The sequence below is a fragment of the Pseudomonas sp. NFX71 genome (genome assembly GCF_048079215.1).
Lineage (GTDB): Bacteria > Pseudomonadota > Gammaproteobacteria > Pseudomonadales > Pseudomonadaceae > Aquipseudomonas > Aquipseudomonas fluorescens_B.
In genome coordinates this window covers 2,027,291-2,046,258 of the sequence record NZ_CP182230.1, presented here as the reverse complement: position 1 = coordinate 2,046,258, position 18,968 = coordinate 2,027,291, and the positions used below count along the sequence as shown (strand labels likewise).

At 56.3% G+C, this 18,968-nt stretch carries 14 protein-coding genes, 2 tRNA genes and 2 rRNA genes; 11 read left to right on the top strand and 7 right to left on the bottom strand.

Translation table 11 applies throughout. The features are described from left to right. Positions 1 to 70: 70 nt before the first annotated feature. From ACM1ZW_RS09505 to ACM1ZW_RS09480, 6 genes are all read right to left on the bottom strand, one after another. Positions 71 to 2,962, bottom strand: a 23S ribosomal RNA gene (locus ACM1ZW_RS09505). A 236-nt stretch (positions 2,963 to 3,198) separates the two neighbouring features. Continuing rightward, positions 3,199 to 3,274, bottom strand: a tRNA-Ala gene (locus ACM1ZW_RS09500). A 28-nt stretch (positions 3,275 to 3,302) separates the two neighbouring features. Continuing rightward, positions 3,303 to 3,379, bottom strand: a tRNA-Ile gene (locus ACM1ZW_RS09495). Positions 3,380 to 3,461: 82 nt separating this feature from the next. After that, positions 3,462 to 4,998 (bottom strand): 16S ribosomal RNA (locus tag ACM1ZW_RS09490). The 16S and 23S rRNA genes sit together here with 2 tRNA genes alongside, the layout of an rRNA operon. A 641-nt stretch (positions 4,999 to 5,639) precedes the next feature. After that, positions 5,640 to 6,860, bottom strand: coding sequence for a CaiB/BaiF CoA transferase family protein (locus ACM1ZW_RS09485; protein ID WP_416740442.1), 1,221 nt, complete (start codon positions 6,858 to 6,860; stop codon positions 5,640 to 5,642). Positions 6,861 to 6,873: 13 nt separating this feature from the next. After that, positions 6,874 to 8,055, bottom strand: coding sequence for an acyl-CoA dehydrogenase (locus ACM1ZW_RS09480; RefSeq protein WP_017335809.1), 1,182 nt, complete (start codon positions 8,053 to 8,055; stop codon positions 6,874 to 6,876). A gap of 157 nt (positions 8,056 to 8,212) precedes the next feature. Between ACM1ZW_RS09480 and ACM1ZW_RS09475 the strand changes: the two genes are divergently transcribed. The 11 genes from ACM1ZW_RS09475 to ACM1ZW_RS09425 all read left to right on the top strand — a co-directional run bounded on the left by ACM1ZW_RS09475 (position 8,213) and on the right by ACM1ZW_RS09425 (position 18,303). After that, positions 8,213 to 9,112: a LysR family transcriptional regulator gene (locus ACM1ZW_RS09475; RefSeq protein WP_416740441.1), complete on the top strand. Its 900-nt coding sequence runs from the start codon at positions 8,213 to 8,215 to the stop codon at positions 9,110 to 9,112. Positions 9,113 to 9,547: 435 nt separating this feature from the next. Beyond that, a complete protein-coding gene (locus ACM1ZW_RS09470; protein WP_017335807.1) occupies positions 9,548 to 10,669 on the top strand; it encodes a Re/Si-specific NAD(P)(+) transhydrogenase subunit alpha in 1,122 nt (373 codons plus the stop codon). Positions 10,670 to 10,684: 15 nt separating this feature from the next. Beyond that, positions 10,685 to 11,008, top strand: coding sequence for an NAD(P) transhydrogenase subunit alpha (locus tag ACM1ZW_RS09465; RefSeq protein WP_017335806.1), 324 nt, complete (start codon positions 10,685 to 10,687; stop codon positions 11,006 to 11,008). Beyond that, positions 11,008 to 12,441 carry an NAD(P)(+) transhydrogenase (Re/Si-specific) subunit beta gene (locus tag ACM1ZW_RS09460; RefSeq protein ID WP_017335805.1) on the top strand — a complete coding sequence of 478 codons (1,434 nt, stop codon included), beginning with the start codon at positions 11,008 to 11,010 and terminating at the stop codon, positions 12,439 to 12,441. The genes ACM1ZW_RS09465 and ACM1ZW_RS09460 overlap by 1 nt, the downstream gene beginning before the upstream one ends. Before the next feature lie 180 nt (positions 12,442 to 12,621). Continuing rightward, the gene (locus tag ACM1ZW_RS09455) at positions 12,622 to 14,115 is read left to right on the top strand and encodes an acetyl-CoA hydrolase/transferase family protein (protein ID WP_017335804.1); all 1,494 of its coding nucleotides are present in this window, start codon (positions 12,622 to 12,624) and stop codon (positions 14,113 to 14,115) included. A 382-nt stretch (positions 14,116 to 14,497) separates the two neighbouring features. After that, entirely contained in the window at positions 14,498 to 14,650 is a 153-nt protein-coding gene (locus ACM1ZW_RS09450; RefSeq protein WP_370694728.1) for a DUF1127 domain-containing protein, read from the top strand. Positions 14,651 to 14,908: 258 nt separating this feature from the next. After that, a complete protein-coding gene (locus ACM1ZW_RS09445) occupies positions 14,909 to 15,118 on the top strand; it encodes a DUF1127 domain-containing protein (protein ID WP_017335803.1) in 210 nt (69 codons plus the stop codon). 145 nt (positions 15,119 to 15,263) lie between these two features. Further along, on the top strand, positions 15,264 to 15,581 hold the full coding sequence (locus ACM1ZW_RS09440; protein WP_017335802.1) for a DUF2388 domain-containing protein: 318 nt from the start codon (positions 15,264 to 15,266) through the stop codon (positions 15,579 to 15,581). A 107-nt stretch (positions 15,582 to 15,688) separates the two neighbouring features. Then, positions 15,689 to 15,997, top strand: a complete 309-nt coding sequence (locus tag ACM1ZW_RS09435) for a DUF2388 domain-containing protein (protein ID WP_017335801.1) — start codon at positions 15,689 to 15,691, stop codon at positions 15,995 to 15,997. Positions 15,998 to 16,024: 27 nt separating this feature from the next. Beyond that, positions 16,025 to 16,345, top strand: coding sequence for a DUF2388 domain-containing protein (locus ACM1ZW_RS09430; RefSeq protein WP_017335800.1), 321 nt, complete (start codon positions 16,025 to 16,027; stop codon positions 16,343 to 16,345). After that, the gene (locus ACM1ZW_RS09425) at positions 16,342 to 18,303 is read left to right on the top strand and encodes a DUF4105 domain-containing protein (protein ID WP_017335799.1); all 1,962 of its coding nucleotides are present in this window, start codon (positions 16,342 to 16,344) and stop codon (positions 18,301 to 18,303) included. Before ACM1ZW_RS09430 ends, ACM1ZW_RS09425 begins: the two co-directional genes overlap by 4 nt. A gap of 113 nt (positions 18,304 to 18,416) precedes the next feature. Here the strand turns inward: ACM1ZW_RS09425 and ACM1ZW_RS09420 are convergent, their stop codons facing one another. Continuing rightward, on the bottom strand, positions 18,417 to 18,860 hold the full coding sequence (locus tag ACM1ZW_RS09420) for an anti-virulence regulator CigR family protein (RefSeq protein ID WP_017335798.1): 444 nt from the start codon (positions 18,858 to 18,860) through the stop codon (positions 18,417 to 18,419). Positions 18,861 to 18,968 lie beyond the last annotated feature (108 nt).

Genomic DNA, 18,968 nt, shown 5'->3' with positions numbered 1-18,968 from the left:
TTCGGTTCGTTTCGTCTTCACACACCGCAATCTGGTGCTCTTTCGAGTCAGCAAATTGCTTGGGTGTTATATGGTCAAGCCTCACGGGCAATTAGTATTGGTTAGCTCAACGCCTCACAGCGCTTACACACCCAACCTATCAACGTCGTAGTCTTCGACGGCCCTTCAGGGGACTCAAGGTCCCAGTGAGATCTCATCTTGAGGCTAGTTTCCCGCTTAGATGCTTTCAGCGGTTATCTATTCCGAACATAGCTACCCGGCAATGCCACTGGCGTGACAACCGGAACACCAGAGGTTCGTCCACTCCGGTCCTCTCGTACTAGGAGCAGCCCCTCTCAAATCTCAAACGTCCACGGCAGATAGGGACCGAACTGTCTCACGACGTTCTAAACCCAGCTCGCGTACCACTTTAAATGGCGAACAGCCATACCCTTGGGACCGGCTTCAGCCCCAGGATGTGATGAGCCGACATCGAGGTGCCAAACACCGCCGTCGATATGAACTCTTGGGCGGTATCAGCCTGTTATCCCCGGAGTACCTTTTATCCGTTGAGCGATGGCCCTTCCATACAGAACCACCGGATCACTAAGACCTACTTTCGTACCTGCTCGACGTGTCTGTCTCGCAGTCAAGCGCGCTTTTGCCTTTATACTCTACGACCGATTTCCGACCGGTCTGAGCGCACCTTCGTACTCCTCCGTTACTCTTTAGGAGGAGACCGCCCCAGTCAAACTACCCACCATACACTGTCCTCGATCCGGATAACGGACCTGAGTTAGAACCTCAAAGTTGCCAGGGTGGTATTTCAAGGTTGGCTCCACGCGAACTGGCGTCCACGCTTCAAAGCCTCCCACCTATCCTACACAAGCAAATTCAAAGTCCAGTGCAAAGCTATAGTAAAGGTTCACGGGGTCTTTCCGTCTAGCCGCGGATACACTGCATCTTCACAGCGATTTCAATTTCACTGAGTCTCGGGTGGAGACAGCGCCGCCATCGTTACGCCATTCGTGCAGGTCGGAACTTACCCGACAAGGAATTTCGCTACCTTAGGACCGTTATAGTTACGGCCGCCGTTTACCGGGGCTTCGATCAAGAGCTTCGCGTTAGCTAACCCCATCAATTAACCTTCCGGCACCGGGCAGGCGTCACACCCTATACGTCCACTTTCGTGTTTGCAGAGTGCTGTGTTTTTAATAAACAGTCGCAGCGGCCTGGTATCTTCGACCGGCATGAGCTTACGGAGCAAGTCCTTCACCCTCACCGGCGCACCTTCTCCCGAAGTTACGGTGCCATTTTGCCTAGTTCCTTCACCCGAGTTCTCTCAAGCGCCTTGGTATTCTCTACCCAACCACCTGTGTCGGTTTGGGGTACGGTTCCTGGTTACCTGAAGCTTAGAAGCTTTTCTTGGAAGCATGGCATCAACCACTTCGTGTTCTAAAAGAACACTCGTCATCAGCTCTCGGCCTTAGAATCCCGGATTTACCTAAGATTCCAGCCTACCACCTTAAACTTGGACAACCAACGCCAAGCTGGCCTAGCCTTCTCCGTCCCTCCATCGCAATAACCAGAAGTACAGGAATATTAACCTGTTTTCCATCGACTACGCTTTTCAGCCTCGCCTTAGGGACCGACTAACCCTGCGTCGATTAACGTTGCGCAGGAAACCTTGGTCTTTCGGCGTGGGTGTTTTTCACACCCATTGTCGTTACTCATGTCAGCATTCGCACTTCTGATACCTCCAGCAAGCTTCTCAACTCACCTTCACAGGCTTACAGAACGCTCCTCTACCGCATCACCTAAGTGATACCCGTAGCTTCGGTGTATGGTTTGAGCCCCGTTACATCTTCCGCGCAGGCCGACTCGACTAGTGAGCTATTACGCTTTCTTTAAAGGGTGGCTGCTTCTAAGCCAACCTCCTAGCTGTCTAAGCCTTCCCACATCGTTTCCCACTTAACCATAACTTTGGGACCTTAGCTGACGGTCTGGGTTGTTTCCCTTTTCACGACGGACGTTAGCACCCGCCGTGTGTCTCCCATGCTCGGCACTTGTAGGTATTCGGAGTTTGCATCGGTTTGGTAAGTCGGGATGACCCCCTAGCCGAAACAGTGCTCTACCCCCTACAGTGATACATGAGGCGCTACCTAAATAGCTTTCGAGGAGAACCAGCTATCTCCGAGCTTGATTAGCCTTTCACTCCGATCCACAGGTCATCCGCTAACTTTTCAACGGTAGTCGGTTCGGTCCTCCAGTTAGTGTTACCCAACCTTCAACCTGCCCATGGATAGATCGCCCGGTTTCGGGTCTATTCCCAGCGACTAGACGCCCTATTAAGACTCGCTTTCGCTACGCCTCCCCTATTCGGTTAAGCTCGCCACTGAAAATAAGTCGCTGACCCATTATACAAAAGGTACGCAGTCACCCAACAAAGTGGGCTCCCACTGCTTGTACGCATACGGTTTCAGGATCTATTTCACTCCCCTCTCCGGGGTTCTTTTCGCCTTTCCCTCACGGTACTAGTTCACTATCGGTCAGTCAGTAGTATTTAGCCTTGGAGGATGGTCCCCCCATATTCAGACAAAGTTTCTCGTGCTCCGTCCTACTCGATTTCATGACTAAGAGATTTTCGCGTACAGGGCTATCACCCACTATGGCCGCACTTTCCAGAACGTTCCGCTAATCTCAAAGCCACTTAAGGGCTAGTCCCCGTTCGCTCGCCACTACTAAGGGAATCTCGGTTGATTTCTTTTCCTCAGGGTACTTAGATGTTTCAGTTCCCCTGGTTCGCTTCTTAAGCCTATGTATTCAGCTTAAGATACCTAACTTATGTTAGGTGGGTTCCCCCATTCAGACATCTCCGGATCAAAGTCTGTTTGCCGACTCCCCGAAGCTTTTCGCAGGCTACCACGTCTTTCATCGCCTCTGACTGCCAAGGCATCCACCGTATGCGCTTCTTCACTTGACCATATAACCCCAAGCAATCTGGTTATACTGTGAAGACGACATTCGCCGAAAATTCGCGATTAAACTCACAAATTTTACCTTAGCCTGATCCGTTACCAGTGAAAGTAACGTTCAGTCTATCTTTCTATCACATACCCAAATTTTTAAAGAACGATCTAGCCAAAGACTAGAAATCAACATTCACCACCATCACGATGGAATGCTCATTTCTAAGCTTTATACAATCAGAAGCAGTAGTGGTGGAGCCAAACGGGATCGAACCGTTGACCTCCTGCGTGCAAGGCAGGCGCTCTCCCAGCTGAGCTATGGCCCCGTATTGCTACAGGATCCCACACAAAAATTGGTGGGTCTGGGCAGATTCGAACTGCCGACCTCACCCTTATCAGGGGTGCGCTCTAACCAACTGAGCTACAGACCCAATTTCGGGCTGCTTCTTATCGTCTTCTTCAATGAATCAAGCAATTCGTGTGGGAACTTATGGAGCAGCTGATGTCGTCGATTAAGGAGGTGATCCAGCCGCAGGTTCCCCTACGGCTACCTTGTTACGACTTCACCCCAGTCATGAATCACACCGTGGTAACCGTCCTCCCGAAGGTTAGACTAGCTACTTCTGGTGCAACCCACTCCCATGGTGTGACGGGCGGTGTGTACAAGGCCCGGGAACGTATTCACCGCGACATTCTGATTCGCGATTACTAGCGATTCCGACTTCACGCAGTCGAGTTGCAGACTGCGATCCGGACTACGATCGGTTTTGTGGGATTAGCTCCACCTCGCGGCTTGGCAACCCTCTGTACCGACCATTGTAGCACGTGTGTAGCCCAGGCCGTAAGGGCCATGATGACTTGACGTCATCCCCACCTTCCTCCGGTTTGTCACCGGCAGTCTCCTTAGAGTGCCCACCATAACGTGCTGGTAACTAAGGACAAGGGTTGCGCTCGTTACGGGACTTAACCCAACATCTCACGACACGAGCTGACGACAGCCATGCAGCACCTGTCTCAATGTTCCCGAAGGCACCAATCCATCTCTGGAAAGTTCATTGGATGTCAAGGCCTGGTAAGGTTCTTCGCGTTGCTTCGAATTAAACCACATGCTCCACCGCTTGTGCGGGCCCCCGTCAATTCATTTGAGTTTTAACCTTGCGGCCGTACTCCCCAGGCGGTCAACTTAATGCGTTAGCTGCGCCACTAAGAGCTCAAGGCTCCCAACGGCTAGTTGACATCGTTTACGGCGTGGACTACCAGGGTATCTAATCCTGTTTGCTCCCCACGCTTTCGCACCTCAGTGTCAGTATCAGTCCAGGTGGTCGCCTTCGCCACTGGTGTTCCTTCCTATATCTACGCATTTCACCGCTACACAGGAAATTCCACCACCCTCTACCATACTCTAGCTCGTCAGTTTTGAATGCAGTTCCCAGGTTGAGCCCGGGGATTTCACATCCAACTTAACGAACCACCTACGCGCGCTTTACGCCCAGTAATTCCGATTAACGCTTGCACCCTCTGTATTACCGCGGCTGCTGGCACAGAGTTAGCCGGTGCTTATTCTGTCGGTAACGTCAAGACACCAACGTATTAGGTTAATGCCCTTCCTCCCAACTTAAAGTGCTTTACAATCCGAAGACCTTCTTCACACACGCGGCATGGCTGGATCAGGCTTTCGCCCATTGTCCAATATTCCCCACTGCTGCCTCCCGTAGGAGTCTGGACCGTGTCTCAGTTCCAGTGTGACTGATCATCCTCTCAGACCAGTTACGGATCGTCGCCTTGGTGAGCCATTACCTCACCAACTAGCTAATCCGACCTAGGCTCATCTGATAGCGCAAGGCCCGAAGGTCCCCTGCTTTCTCCCGTAGGACGTATGCGGTATTAGCGTCCGTTTCCGAGCGTTATCCCCCACTACCAGGCAGATTCCTAGGCATTACTCACCCGTCCGCCGCTCTCAAGAGAAGCAAGCTTCTCTCTACCGCTCGACTTGCATGTGTTAGGCCTGCCGCCAGCGTTCAATCTGAGCCATGATCAAACTCTTCAGTTCAAACATCTTTGGGTTTTTAAGAAACCCTAAACTTGGCTCAGCAATCGTTGGTTACATCTTTGATTTCTCGCGGAGTAACTTGTGATGCTGATAATCTTGTTGACTATCAGTCTGACTCCACAAGCACCCACACGAATTGCTTGATTCAGTTGTTAAAGAGCGGTTGGTTAAGATCTTTCGTCTCAACCGAGGCGCGCATTCTACAGCGTCCTCTGTATCTGTCAAGCGGTTATTTTCAGAAGTTTTCAAAGTTTCCTTTGCAACTTCAACCACTTGCGCTTCCGATCTCTCGTTAGCGGGAGGCGAATTCTACAGCGTTGTTCGCTGCTGTCAACACCTCTTTTTCTCCGCTTTCGACCGAGAAGATCGAACCGTCAATCAAGCGACAACACACTGCCTGACCAACTCCTTCTGGGCTTCGATGAACTGAAGCAACTCGCTATCGAAAACCGCGTAACTCTTTGTTTACCAAGGAGTTTTCCGTTTCGACTGCGCCGGAAGTGGGGCGAATTATAGACTTCCAGAATCTGCCGTCAACCCCTGATTTGGCTTTTCTATCAATAACTTGCAGAAAGCCAGGAAACAGCCTGTTTTCCTCTATATAGGAGAGGGAAACCACTCCCTCTATATAGAAGAAATCTTCAGAGCACCCCGGCTTCTTTGAAAGCAGCTACCGCGCCAGCGTCCAGACCCAACACTCGCAGCAATACCTCCGACGTATGCTCACCCAGCAAAGGAGGAGCATTGCGGTACTCCACCGGCGTCTCGGACAGGCGAATCGGGCTTGCCACCTGCGGCACCATCCCTGCCAAGGAATGAGGCAGCTCGAACGCCAAACCGCGTGCTTTTACCTGAGGGTCGGCAAACACCTGCGCCAGATCATTGATCGGGCCACACGGCACACCAGCCTGCTCCAGCTGCGACACCCACTCAGCCGTAGTCTTGAACACCGTAGCCTGGCGGATCAACGGAATCAGCACCGCCCGATTGGCGACCCGCAACGTATTGGTCGCAAAGCGCGGATCATCCGCCCACTGCGGCTGCCCGGCCACTTCAGCAAATTTGCGGAACTGCCCATCATTACCCACAGTGAGGATAAAATCGCCATCTGCCGTAGGAAAGTCCTGATAGGGCACGATGTTTGGATGCGCATTACCCAGCCGCTTCGGCGCGTTGCCCGTCGTCAGGTAATTCATCGCCTGGTTAGCCAGACAAGCCACCTGAACATCCAGCAGCGCCATATCAATATGCTGGCCGCCGCCGTCATGATCCCTGTGAGCCAGTGCCGCAAGGATTGCCACAGTCGAGTAGAGCCCGGTCAGAATATCCGTCAGCGCCACGCCGACTTTCACCGGCCCCGCCCCCTCATCTCCTTCCGGCCGACCTGTAAGGCTCATCAGGCCGCCCAAGCCCTGGATCATGAAGTCATAACCCGCGCGCTTGGCATATGGGCCGGTCTGACCAAACCCCGTGATCGAGCAGTAAATCAGATTCGGGTTCACTGCCCTGAGCGACTCATAGTCCAGCCCATAAGCCGCCAGACCACCGACCTTGAAGTTCTCGATCAGGATGTCCGACTTGGCCGCCAGCTCACGCACCAGCTTCTGCCCCTCCGGGCGCGTAAAGTCGATGGTTACGGATTGCTTGTTGCGATTGGCCGACAAGTAATAGGCGGCCTCGCTGGTGTTCTCGCCATAGGCGTCTTTAAGAAACGGAGGACCCCAGGCGCGCGTATCATCGCCATTACCGGGACGCTCGACCTTGATCACCTCGGCGCCAAGGTCCGCCAGAATCTGCCCGGACCAGGGCCCGGCCAGCACCCGCGATAAATCCAGTACCCGTAGATGCGAAAGCGCGCCCATGGCCGTTCTCCTATTAATAGAACGCCTGGAGGCCGGTCTGCGCACGACCGAGGATCAGCGCGTGGACGTCATGCGTACCCTCATAGGTATTCACCACTTCCAGGTTGACCAGGTGACGGGCCACGCCGAATTCGTCGGAGATGCCGTTACCACCCAGCATGTCCCGCGCCATCCGGGCAATGTCCAGGGACTTGCCGCAGGAGTTGCGCTTCATCATCGAAGTGATCTCCACCGCAGCCGTACCCTCATCTTTCATGCGACCCAGACGCAGGCAGCCTTGCAGCGCCATGGTGATCTCTGTCTGCATGTCGGCCAGCTTCTTCTGGATCAGCTGAGTAGCGGCCAACGGGCGACCGAATTGCTGACGATCCAGGGTGTACTGGCGCGCGGTGTGCCAGCAGAATTCCGCAGCACCCAGGGCGCCCCAGGAAATGCCGTAACGCGCAGAATTGAGGCAAGTGAAAGGGCCTTTCAAGCCACGGACGTCAGGGAAAATGTTCTCTTCAGGGACAAACACGTTGTCCATGACGATCTCGCCCGTGATGGACGCACGCAAGCCGACCTTGCCGTGGATCGCCGGAGCGCTCAGGCCTTTCCAGCCTTTTTCCAGAACGAAGCCACGGATGTCGCCCGCGTCGTCCTTGCCCCAGACCACGAACACGTCGGCGATCGGGCTGTTGGTGATCCACATCTTGCTGCCGGTCAGGCTGTAGCCGCCTTCCACTTTGCGTGCACGAGTAATCATCGAGCCGGGGTCGGAACCATGGTCAGGCTCGGTCAGGCCGAAGCAACCGATCCATTCACCCGTTGCGAGTTTTGGCAGGTACTTCTGCTTTTGGGCTTCAGTACCGAATTCATTGATCGGCACCATCACCAAAGAGGACTGCACGCTCATCATCGAGCGATAACCCGAATCGACGCGCTCGACTTCTCGGGCGATCAAGCCGTAGCTGACGTAGTTCAGGCCGCTGCCGCCATACTGCTCAGGAATGGTTGCACCCAGCAGGCCGACTTCACCCATCTCGCGGAAGATTGCCGGATCGGTTTTCTCATGGCGGAATGCTTCAAGAACACGCGGCGCGAGCTTTTGCTGAGCGAATTGCTCGGCGGTGTCGCGGATCATGCGTTCTTCTTCGGTGAGCTGTTGATCCAGCAGCAGGGGATCAATCCAGTTGAAGCTAGCTTTACCGCCCATGAGTGTGTCCTCTCGTATCGGGTCAAATAACGTGGACTGATCCTAGGCCCGCTTCGGCGTCACCGCAAACGAGGATTTTGCATACTGTTGTGCTAATTTCTCACTCCGAAACGTCGCGAAGCAGCTTTAATGCGATGTATTAGTGAGGTTGACGTACATGCGCAGAAAGATTCCCAGCACCACGGCCCTGATCAGCTTTGAAGCGGCTGCACGCCACGAGAGTTTTACCAAGGCAGCCCAGGAACTTTCACTCACCCAAGGAGCGATTTGCCGACAGATCGCCAGCCTGGAGGAGTTCCTAGGCGTGGAATTGTTCCGACGCTCCCAACGTGGGGTCAAGCTGACGGAAGCAGGACTTTCCTACAGCCGCAGGATCGCCACCCAGCTGGATGCCGTTGAGCGTGACACGTTGTCGGTCATGGGCCAGCAAGGTGCCAACGTGATCGAGCTGGCGGTTGTGCCGACCTTCGGCACCCAATGGCTGTTGCCAAGACTCAAGGACTTCCAGCAAAAACATCCGGAAGTGACGGTCAACCTCACTAACCGCACCCGCCCCTTCCTGTTTGCCGACACCGATTTCGATGCGGCGATCTATTTTGGTGATGCGGACTGGTCAGGCACTGAATCCCACAGGCTGATGGGCGAAAATCCGATGCCCGTGTGCAGCCCCACCCTACTGGGTAAAAAGACAAACCTTACCCCCACTGAAATTGCCGAACTGCCCCTGCTGCAACAAACCACCCGCCCCTACGCCTGGCGCCAATGGTTCAACTCGCAGAACCTTAATATCCCGCGAGACATGACAGGACCGCGCTACGAGCTATTCTCCATGCTTGCCCAAGCGGCGATGCACGACATGGGGATCGCCTTGATCCCGCCGTTCCTGATTCAGCGCGAACTGGCGGAGAAGCGACTGGTGATTGCGAACACACAGGCACTGTCCAGCATCAAGGCGTATTACTTGATGATTCCTGAGCGAAAGGTCGAATCGGCGTCCTTGAAGGCATTTCGCGACTGGCTAGTTAATCAGGCACAGAGCTACAGCCTAGAGGAATAAAGGCTTATCGGCATTAGCTGACCTCGTAGTCAGCAATTTAAAAGCCCTACAGATGTAAGTTTTTGTCGCATATTCGCAGACTGTACCTAGAAGCGGTACAAACGTCCCACAAGCGCCTGAAAACGTGGCCTTGAGCCGCTATTCAATGGCAATACCAACCCATTCACCGTGCCGATGTGTAAATTCTTGTATTTCGGCCAGAATCCTTACAAGGCACGGCCTGCAAGGGACTGAACCGGTTGGTTGCGACATTCGGTCACGGGGTGACTTGTAGTTAATTTTCCGTCACCCGTCATAATCCCTTGAAGGGCACAAAGTTCGCCTGCAAAATGCCGCGCCCCGCCCTGATTTGGCGGGATCGTGCTGATCGGCCGCCCCAGCTGCACCATCCGAAGTGCCTGGGTTTAATCAATAAGATCACGCAGGAGATTTGACGTGCACATTGGTGTTCCTCTCGAAACCCAGACGGGTGAAACACGGGTTGCTGCAACCCCGGAAACCATCAAGAAGCTGATCGGCCAAGGTCATAAGGTCACTGTGCAAAGCGGCGCCGGCATTAAGGCCAGTGTTGTCGACAGTGCTTATGAAGCGGCAGGCGCAATTATTGGCAGCGCCAACGATGCGTTTGGTGCCGAGCTGATTCTCAAGGTGGTCGCCCCCAGCGACAGCGAGCTGACGCTGATTAAAAGCGGCACCGTTGTGGTGGGCATGCTCAACCCGTTCAGCAATGAAACCATTGCCAAGCTGGCTGAGTGCGGCATTACCGCCTTCGCACTGGAAGCTGCGCCGCGCACCTCCCGCGCCCAGAGCCTGGATGTGCTGTCCTCACAGGCCAACATCGCCGGTTATAAATCCGTGTTGCTGGCCGCTCACCACTACCCACGCTTCATGCCGATGCTGATGACCGCTGCGGGCACCGTGAAAGCGGCGCGCGTGCTGATTCTCGGCGCGGGTGTAGCCGGCTTGCAGGCAATCGCGACGGCGAAACGTCTGGGTGCGGTGATCGAAGCGTCTGACGTGCGTCCTGCGGTTAAAGAGCAGATCGAATCCCTCGGCGCCAAGTTCGTCGACGTGCCTTACGAGACCGATGAAGAGCGTGAATGCGCCGTCGGTGTTGGCGGTTACGCACGCCCAATGCCTGCGAGCTGGATGCAGCGCCAGGCCCTGGCGGTGCACGAGCGCGCCAAACAGGCTGACATCGTCATCACCACCGCACTGATTCCGGGCCGCAAGGCACCGACGCTGTTGAGTGCGGAAACCGTGGCGCAAATGAAGCCAGGCTCCGTGGTCATCGACCTCGCCGCGGCCCAGGGCGGCAACTGCCCGCTGACCGTGGCGGATCAGGTGGTGGTCGAGAATGGCGTGACCATTTGCGGCCCGACCAACCTGGCCGGTGAAGTCGCGGCAGATGCTTCGGCACTGTATGCACGCAACCTGCTGGACTTCCTGAAGCTGGTCTTCAACAAAGAAGGCCAGTTCGAAGTGAACCTCGAAGACGACATCGTCGCCGCGTGCCTGATGTGCCGCGACGGCCAAGTCATCCGCAAAAACGCCTAAGCAGGGATTCAGACGATGGAAGAGCTTATCTCCCCCGGTATCTACAACCTGATCATCTTCGTGCTGGCGATTTATGTCGGTTATCACGTGGTCTGGAACGTTACGCCTGCACTGCACACGCCATTGATGGCCGTGACCAACGCCATCTCGGCGATCGTGATCGTCGGCGCCATGCTGGCAGCGGCGCTGACCGTCACGCCTCTGGGCAAGACCATGGGCACCCTGGCGGTGGCTCTGGCAGCGGTGAACGTTTTTGGTGGCTTCCTGGTGACTCGCCGGATGCTTGAGATGTTCAAGAAGAAAGCCCCGAAAGCGGTAAAAGAAGAGGCGTCCAAGTAATGAGCATGAACCTTGTAACGACGCTCTACTTGATCGCGTCCATCTGCTTCATCCAGGCCTTGAAAGGCCTGTCGCACCCGACCACGTCACGGCGCGGCAATCTGTACGGCATGCTCGGCATGGCATTGGCGATCCTCACCACCGTGGGTCTCATCTATAAGCTGGGCGCAGAGCTTGCCACCGCCGGCATCGGTTACGTCATCGTCGGCCTGCTGGTCGGCGGCACGGCCGGTTCGATCATGGCCAAGCGCGTTGAAATGACCAAGATGCCGGAACTGGTCGCCTTCATGCACAGCATGATCGGGATGGCCGCGGTATTCATCGCCATCGCGGCGGTGGTCGAGCCGCAATCGCTGGGCATCGTCAAGCAACTGGGCGATGCGATTCCTGCCGGTAACCGCCTGGAGCTGTTCCTCGGCGCGGCCATCGGTGCAATCACCTTCTCCGGTTCGGTGATCGCGTTCGGCAAGCTCTCGGGCAAGTACAAGTTCCGTCTGTTCCAAGGCGCACCAGTACAGTTCAGCGGCCAACACAAGCTGAACTTGCTGCTGGGTCTGGCAACGCTCGCACTGGGCATCACCTTCATGATGACCGGCAACCTCGGCGCTTTCGCGTTGATGCTGGCCCTGGCCTTCGTGATGGGCGTGCTGATCATCATCCCGATCGGCGGCGCAGACATGCCGGTGGTGGTATCGATGCTCAACAGCTATTCCGGCTGGGCAGCAGCGGGGATCGGTTTCTCGCTGAACAACTCGATGCTGATCATCGCCGGCTCGCTGGTGGGTTCGTCCGGTGCGATCCTCTCGTACATCATGTGCAAGGCGATGAACCGCTCCTTCTTTAATGTGCTGCTCGGTGGTTTCGGCAACACAGCCGAAGCCGGTCCTGCAGGCGCCAAGGAAGCCCGTCCGGTGAAATCCGGCTCGGCTGACGATGCGACCTTCCTGCTGACCAACGCCGATACGGTGATCATCGTTCCGGGCTACGGCCTGGCGGTAGCGCGGGCACAGCACGCACTGAAAGAACTGACCGAGAAGTTGACCCACCGCGGCGTGACCGTGAAGTACGCGATTCACCCGGTGGCCGGTCGGATGCCTGGCCACATGAACGTCTTGCTGGCCGAGGCCGAAGTGCCTTATGACCAGGTGTTCGAGATGGAGGACATCAACTCCGAGTTCGGTCAGGCCGACGTGGTGCTGGTGCTCGGCGCGAACGACGTGGTCAACCCGGCCGCGAAGAACGATCCGAAATCGCCGATTGCCGGCATGCCGATTCTTGAAGCGTTCAAAGCCAAGACCATCATCGTAAACAAGCGTTCGATGGCCAGCGGTTATGCCGGCCTGGACAACGAACTGTTCTACCTCGATAAAACCATGATGGTATTCGGCGACGCCAAAAAGGTCATCGAAGACATGGTCAAAGCCGTCGAGTAAAACCTGCTCCAACGCAATACCCAAAACCTCAGCCTTTAGTAGGCTGGGGTTTTTTTATTCCCCGTGAAACCCGACCAAAGGCTCTAAATCAGGGCTCGGCATTCGACCATGGTAGCGGGACGGATTTTTTTCAAGCCACTAGACTGCACACCTTGCTTCCGTTACCCGAGATAACAACCCATGTACCGTGATCGTATTCGCTTGCCTTCGTTGTTGGATAAGGTGATGAGCGCCGCCGATGCTGCCGCTCTGATTGAGGACGGCATGACCGTCGGCATGAGTGGTTTCACTCGCGCCGGTGAAGCCAAGGCCGTGCCTCACGCATTGGCCGAACGCGCCAAAGTCACCCCGCTGAAAATCACATTGATGACCGGTGCCAGCCTGGGCAACGACCTCGATAAACAGCTCACCGAAGCCGGCGTTCTGTCGCGACGCATGCCATTCCAGGTCGATAGCACTTTGCGCAAGGCAATCAACGCCGGCGAAGTCATGTTCATCGACCAGCACCTCTCGGAAACCGTGGAGCAATTGCGCAACCAGCAGCTGAAGCTGCCGGACATCGCCGTCATCGAGGCCGTGGCAATCACCGAGCAAGGCCACATCGTACCGACCACTTCCGTGGGCAACTCGGCCAGTTTCGCGATTTTTGCCAAACACGTGATCGTCGAGATCAACCTGGCGCACAACCCGAACCTCGAGGGTTTGCACGACATCTATATACCGACGTACCGCCCGACCCGTACGCCGATTCCATTAGTGAAGGTCGATGATCGTATTGGCAGCACCGCCATTCCGATCCCGCCGGAAAAGATCGTCGCGATCGTGATCACCAACCAGTCCGACTCGCCTTCGACCGTGCTGCCACCGGACGTCGACACTCAGGCCATTGCCGACCACCTGATCGACTTCTTCAAGCAGGAAGTGGCGGCCGGGCGAATGACCAACAAACTCGGCCCACTGCAGGCCGGCATTGGCACCATCGCCAACTCCGTGATGTGCGGCCTGATCGACTCGCCGTTCGAAGACCTGACCATGTACTCCGAAGTGTTGCAGGACTCGACCTTCGACCTGATCGACGCCGGCAAGCTGAGTTTTGCCTCAGGCAGTTCGATCACCTTGTCGAGCCGTCGTAATGCCGATGTGTTCGGTAACCTGGAGCGCTACAAGGACAAGCTGGTCCTGCGTCCGCAGGAAATTTCCAACCACCCGGAAGTGGTGCGCCGGCTCGGGATCATTGGCATCAACACCGCGCTGGAGTTTGATCTGTACGGCAACGTCAACTCCACCCACGTCTGTGGCACACGGATGATGAACGGCATTGGCGGTTCGGGCGACTTCGCGCGCAACGCGCACCTGGCGATCTTCGTGACCAAGTCGATCGCCAAGGGCGGCGCGATCTCCAGCGTGGTGCCAATGGTCAGCCATGTCGATCACACAGAGCATGACGTCGACATCCTCGTAACCGAGGTGGGTCTGGCGGACTTGCGTGGCTTGGCCCCAAGGGAACGGGCTCGCGTCATCATCGATAATTGCGTGCACCCGGACTATCGCCAAGCCCTGAATGATTACTTCACCGCCGCCTGTGCACTTGGCGGACACACCCCGCATATCCTGCGTGACGCACTGAGCTGGCACATGAATCTGGAAGAAACCGGGCGGATGCTCGCCGTGTAATTGATACAGATAGCGGCTGACGCAAACACAGTTTCGTCAGCTTGCTACTGTCAGGCAGATAAGTGTTTAAAACTGTACTGCTGTACCGGTCATTTCCTACCGTAATTGCCTACCTTTCCGACCAAAATCCCAATAAATGCACTATATAAGTGCAGATAGGTACAGTTGCCTCAATTTTGACCAGTACACCACTCTTTAACAGTTAACTGGTCCCTCACAATACAGGTGAACTGTATCTAGAGAGACTGGCCAAACGAGAGGATCATTGGCATCAGTTAAACCACTACCTAATCCCGCCACAAGCGGAAGGATGAAAACCATGGAACGTACACTCAGTTCCGATCTGTTCTTCGAAGACACCGCTGCAAAAACCCAGGCTTCCATGCCTCTTCGCGTTATCGCCAACCTGATGCTGTGGCAGCGCCGCATCTCCAGCCGCCACCAACTGGCCCGTCTGGATTCGCGTCTGCTGGCTGACGCCGGGATTAGCGAAGCACAACGCTACGAAGAGCTGAGCAAGCCGTTCTGGCGCTAAGTTAGCGTCGCTGGCTCTGATCCTTAAGATCAACCGCCAGCACCCGAATTGAACAAACAAAACCCGTCGTGGGAAACCGCGACGGGTTTTGTCGTTTTTGGGCCGGAAAATCCTCCCAAACAATAACCTTACCTTTCAACAGGTACAGTTAACACTACAATACAACTGAACCAGTACAATTTCACTTGAGTGTGTCTGTTCCGGGATATCCGGCGGGATCATCATGAAATCCCGACCTGCCCGCAAAAGGACTGCACCATGAATCATCTACTGGAACTTGCCGCCGACACCCCGCAATCGACGCCCCGATTTACCTGGACAAGAAGAATGTTCAGAAGCCTCGCCGACAGCATCGAGAGAGCCAGAACCCGGCGTTTACTGGCGCAACTCAATGGCAGGCAGCTGTCTGACCTGGGCATCAGTCATTCCGATCGTGTCAGGGAACTGGATAAACCGTTCTGGCGCTGAAGTCTCACCTGAACAGACGGGACTGTGCGAACCGCTGTCTACAGGCCTAATATCAATCCAGAACGTGGCGATGACTGCGCGACAGGCGTCTGACTCAACAGATACCGCGCCACCTCTCAATCGGTTCACCCAAAGGAGTTACACCATGTCCCGTCTTCGTCTGCTCAGCGCTGCAGCCCTGCTTGCCGTGGCTGCCAATTCCCACGCCACCAGCTTCATCGTCACCACCGATGCTGTCGTCGGTGCACTCAAGGCCACGTCCGACGCCACTTCCGATGTCACGTCGTCCTTTCGGGATGACAAGATCGTCCGTGCCGCCCGCGATGACGCGGCCAGTTTTGTCGCCAGCGAAGGCGCCATTCGCGGCGTGAAACTGGAAAGCGCACTCGACCACATTCGCCATCAGGCGCCGGGGTTGAATGCAACGGATGCTCAACTGGCTCAGGCTATTCTGACGATCTAAAACGTCATTTCCTCTTGGGACACGCCCAACGTGTCCCAATGTTTCGACGCTGGCTCTAAACCGGGCGTTGCGCTAGCCTTTGGACTCGCTTTCAACTGTCGAGTCCCATGCGTTTTCCTACACATCTACTGATTACACCGGTTTTCATGGCGGCCTGCTGGGCAGGCACGGCCCATGCCTTTGACCTGACGACACAGGGTCTCGTGGCCACAGGCTACGCCACCAGCATGGTGACCTCCGCCCCTTTCGACCGTAAGCTGCTGCTGGCCGCCCGGGATGACGCCGCGTCATTCATTGCCAGTGACGGCCAATTGCGAGGAGCACAACTGGAATCCGCGTTGGTTTACCTGCGTCGGGTCCAGCCAAAACTTCATGCAAGCGATCTTGAACTGGCACAGGCTATTCTCGTCCAATAGTTATCCTTGTTCCTCCGGAGTCGTTCCATGCGTAGCCCGCTGATTGTCGCCACCCTTGGCCTGCTGTTATTGGCCGATCTGGCCCAGGCGCACACCCTGGTAGCCACCAGTAACATCATCATCAACGCCACCCAGCGAACACTCGATTTCACGTCCGACACCACGACGTCGATCCGTGATTCGAAAATCGTTCGTGAAGCCCACGACGATGCGGCCAGTTTCGTCGCCAGTGAGGGTGAAATCCGTGGTGCGCACCTTGAAGCGGCCTTCAACACATTGCGCACCCGCGTACCGGAAGCCCGGGACGCCAGTGACCAGGTACTCGCCGAAGCCATCCTCGCACTGTGAGGTCGATAAGTGCCTGGCTCCTGGCCGGGGTCGTGTTGCTGCTCGGCAATACGGCCCAGGCCGGCCTGCAATTACATCTCAAGACAGAAGGTTTGAGCCCTGCGGAACAACAGGCCAGCCAGGCGCTGCTTGATGAAGCCATGCAGGCGCTACCGCCGCGGTTCATCGAACAACTCGACCGGCGCATCGACGTCGGCTGGACCGATGACATGCCGAGCAACGCCTACGGCCAGGCATCGCTGGTGTCCGAGCTCGACCTCAACCGCAACCTGCTTGCCAGCCTCACCGATGGCAGCGCTGCAACCAAAAAGACTTATCGTCCTCACGGCACCGTCCGCCGCGAAATGCTGGCCACGGTGCTGCACGAACTCACCCACATCTATGACCGCTCGCGTTTTTGGCCAGCTGCCGAACGCACGCTGATCCAACGCTGCACCCGTCGTAACAACAGTTCCGGACTGGTCGGCATTCCGGATGAATGCCGTGGCCAATCTTCCCGACGCTTTACCCTTAGCGATGACCCGCGTCTGCTCGACCTCGCGGGCTGGCCGCAATACGTCGGCCGTCGCGGCGAACGCGAACAGAACAATCGACAGATCGCCCGCAGCCCGGATATTTACGAAACGAGCAGTCCCAAAGAGTTCGTCGCGGTCAACATGGAGTACTTCCTCCTCGACCCGAGCTACGCTTGTCGCCGTCCTGCGCTGTACCGCTACTACAAAGAACATTTCGGCTGGGCACCTGCCGCCAAAGATACTTGCGGCAAATCCTTCGCCTTCCTCAACGCCGGCAACGATTTCGCAAAACAACCCCTGGGCCAGGTCGACCCGGAACGGGTGTATGCCGTGGACTATCTGCTGGCCGAAGCCAACCAGAACTGGGTCAGCCGCTGGGGCCACAGCATGTTGCGCCTGGTGATCTGCGCACCGGGCCGGCCACGCGGGCCGGATTGTCGGCTGGATCTGGATCAGCACCTGGTGTTGTCCTACCGGGCCTTCGTGGGTGACGTACAGCTGTCGAGCTGGGACGGATTGGTCGGCAAGTACCCGTCGCGCCTGTTCGTCCTGCCGCTGGCCCAAGTGATCGACGAGTACACCAAGACCGAATTGCGCAGCCTCGCCTCGGTGCCGCTGAATTTGTCGCGCAACGAGATTGAAGACGTGGTGGAACACGCCGCCGAGATGCACTGGAGCTACGACGGCAATTACTTCTTCCTGTCCAACAACTGTGCGGTGGAAGGCCTGAAGTTGCTACGCAGCGGCACCAACAACGCAAAGCTGGTCGGGCTGGACAACATCATGCCCAACGGCTTGCTGGAAGTGCTCAAGGGACGCGGACTGGCGGATACCAGCGTGCTGGATGATCCTCGCGAAGCGCTGCGGCTTGGTTATCGCTTCGACTCTTTCCGTGATCGTTATCAAGCGATGTTCGAAGTGCTGAAGAAGCACTTGCCGATCAAACAGGACAAGGTCGAAGACTGGCTGGCATTGAAGGCCGAAGAGCGCCGCAAATGGATTGATCAGGCTGACCTGCGCACCAGCGCGGCGTTGCTGTTGCTGGAGCAGGCCGCGTTCCGACAACAACTGGTGCTGGCTCAGGACGAAGTGAAACAACGCTACCTGGGCGCTAGGGAGTTGAAGAACGGCGGCATGGACAAAGCCAACGCGACGTTGCAGCAGATCCTCGCCAACAGCGGCTTTCTCAGCCGGCCGGCAGAGCTGCTCGGCACTGGCGGTTATGGATTGCCGCAGCCCAGCGAATGGCAACGCCTGGAGTCGGAAAGCAGCCTGCGGCAGAAACAGCTTCAGGCATTGACCGGCGATCTGGACAAAGAAGTGAGAGCGTTGCTCGAACCGAGCCGAGCCGCAGAGATGGCCGCCAACGAAGCCAACCTGAAACAGGTTGGCGAACATTTGCGGAAACTGCATAAAGCATCGGGTGGGTTGGAGTTGCCGTGAACTTCAAAAGATCTCATCCTTCGGCAGCTCCTACACGGGATTGCGATCCTGTGTAGGAGCTGCCGAAGGCTGCGATCTTTTTTGGCATTACGCAAAAGCGCGTCCCTCCAGCACTACAAAACCCCTTCCAGAATTTCATAGACGATGCCGGTACCCACCGCGATCAGCACAATGTCGCCACCCGCGCGCCGCCATTCGTAACCCGGGTAATACGGCAGTCGGCTCAACGCGCGATGATCCAGACGCTCTCCGTAATAACCGCGCGGCAAAGGCCGACCACGTACGAGATGAATGCCGGGAGGCGGCGGCGCGCCGCGTACGAAATAGCCATGATTGTCACGGATCGTCTGACGCACCGGGCCAAAGTCCCGTGGCGGAGGGCCGCCGCGATGGTTGTCCTGCGGGCCGCGATGATCATCGCCGTGGTTGTCGTAATGGCCTTGTTGCTGGCCGCCGCGGTCGTGATCGTCGCGCTGATCGGCGCTGGCGTGCAGCAAAGGGGTGGCACTGAGCATCAGTACGCCCAGGCTGGCAATCAGACGTTTCGGCATTTTCATCAGGTCTTTCCTCACTGCACCTACAGCAAAAAGGGCTTCAGAACGTAGTCCTGAAGCCCTCGGTCTTGCTGTTTAGTCTGTGCCGCGAGGCTCTAATTCCTCTGTATC

What these genes read in the sequence shown, in the direction of transcription:
- ACM1ZW_RS09485 (WP_416740442.1), bottom strand. Translation starts at nt 6,860, where the DNA reads ATGGGCGCGCTTTCGCATCTACGGGTACTGGATTTATCGCGGGTGCTG.
- ACM1ZW_RS09480 (WP_017335809.1), bottom strand. Translation starts at nt 8,055, where the DNA reads ATGGGCGGTAAAGCTAGCTTCAACTGGATTGATCCCCTGCTGCTGGAT.
- ACM1ZW_RS09475 (WP_416740441.1), top strand. Translation starts at nt 8,213, where the DNA reads ATGCGCAGAAAGATTCCCAGCACCACGGCCCTGATCAGCTTTGAAGCG.
- ACM1ZW_RS09465 (WP_017335806.1), top strand. Translation starts at nt 10,685, where the DNA reads ATGGAAGAGCTTATCTCCCCCGGTATCTACAACCTGATCATCTTCGTG.
- ACM1ZW_RS09460 (WP_017335805.1), top strand. Translation starts at nt 11,008, where the DNA reads ATGAGCATGAACCTTGTAACGACGCTCTACTTGATCGCGTCCATCTGC.
- ACM1ZW_RS09455 (WP_017335804.1), top strand. Translation starts at nt 12,622, where the DNA reads ATGTACCGTGATCGTATTCGCTTGCCTTCGTTGTTGGATAAGGTGATG.
- ACM1ZW_RS09450 (WP_370694728.1), top strand. Translation starts at nt 14,498, where the DNA reads ATGCCTCTTCGCGTTATCGCCAACCTGATGCTGTGGCAGCGCCGCATC.
- ACM1ZW_RS09445 (WP_017335803.1), top strand. Translation starts at nt 14,909, where the DNA reads ATGAATCATCTACTGGAACTTGCCGCCGACACCCCGCAATCGACGCCC.
- ACM1ZW_RS09440 (WP_017335802.1), top strand. Translation starts at nt 15,264, where the DNA reads ATGTCCCGTCTTCGTCTGCTCAGCGCTGCAGCCCTGCTTGCCGTGGCT.
- ACM1ZW_RS09435 (WP_017335801.1), top strand. Translation starts at nt 15,689, where the DNA reads ATGCGTTTTCCTACACATCTACTGATTACACCGGTTTTCATGGCGGCC.
- ACM1ZW_RS09430 (WP_017335800.1), top strand. Translation starts at nt 16,025, where the DNA reads ATGCGTAGCCCGCTGATTGTCGCCACCCTTGGCCTGCTGTTATTGGCC.
- ACM1ZW_RS09420 (WP_017335798.1), bottom strand. Translation starts at nt 18,860, where the DNA reads ATGAAAATGCCGAAACGTCTGATTGCCAGCCTGGGCGTACTGATGCTC.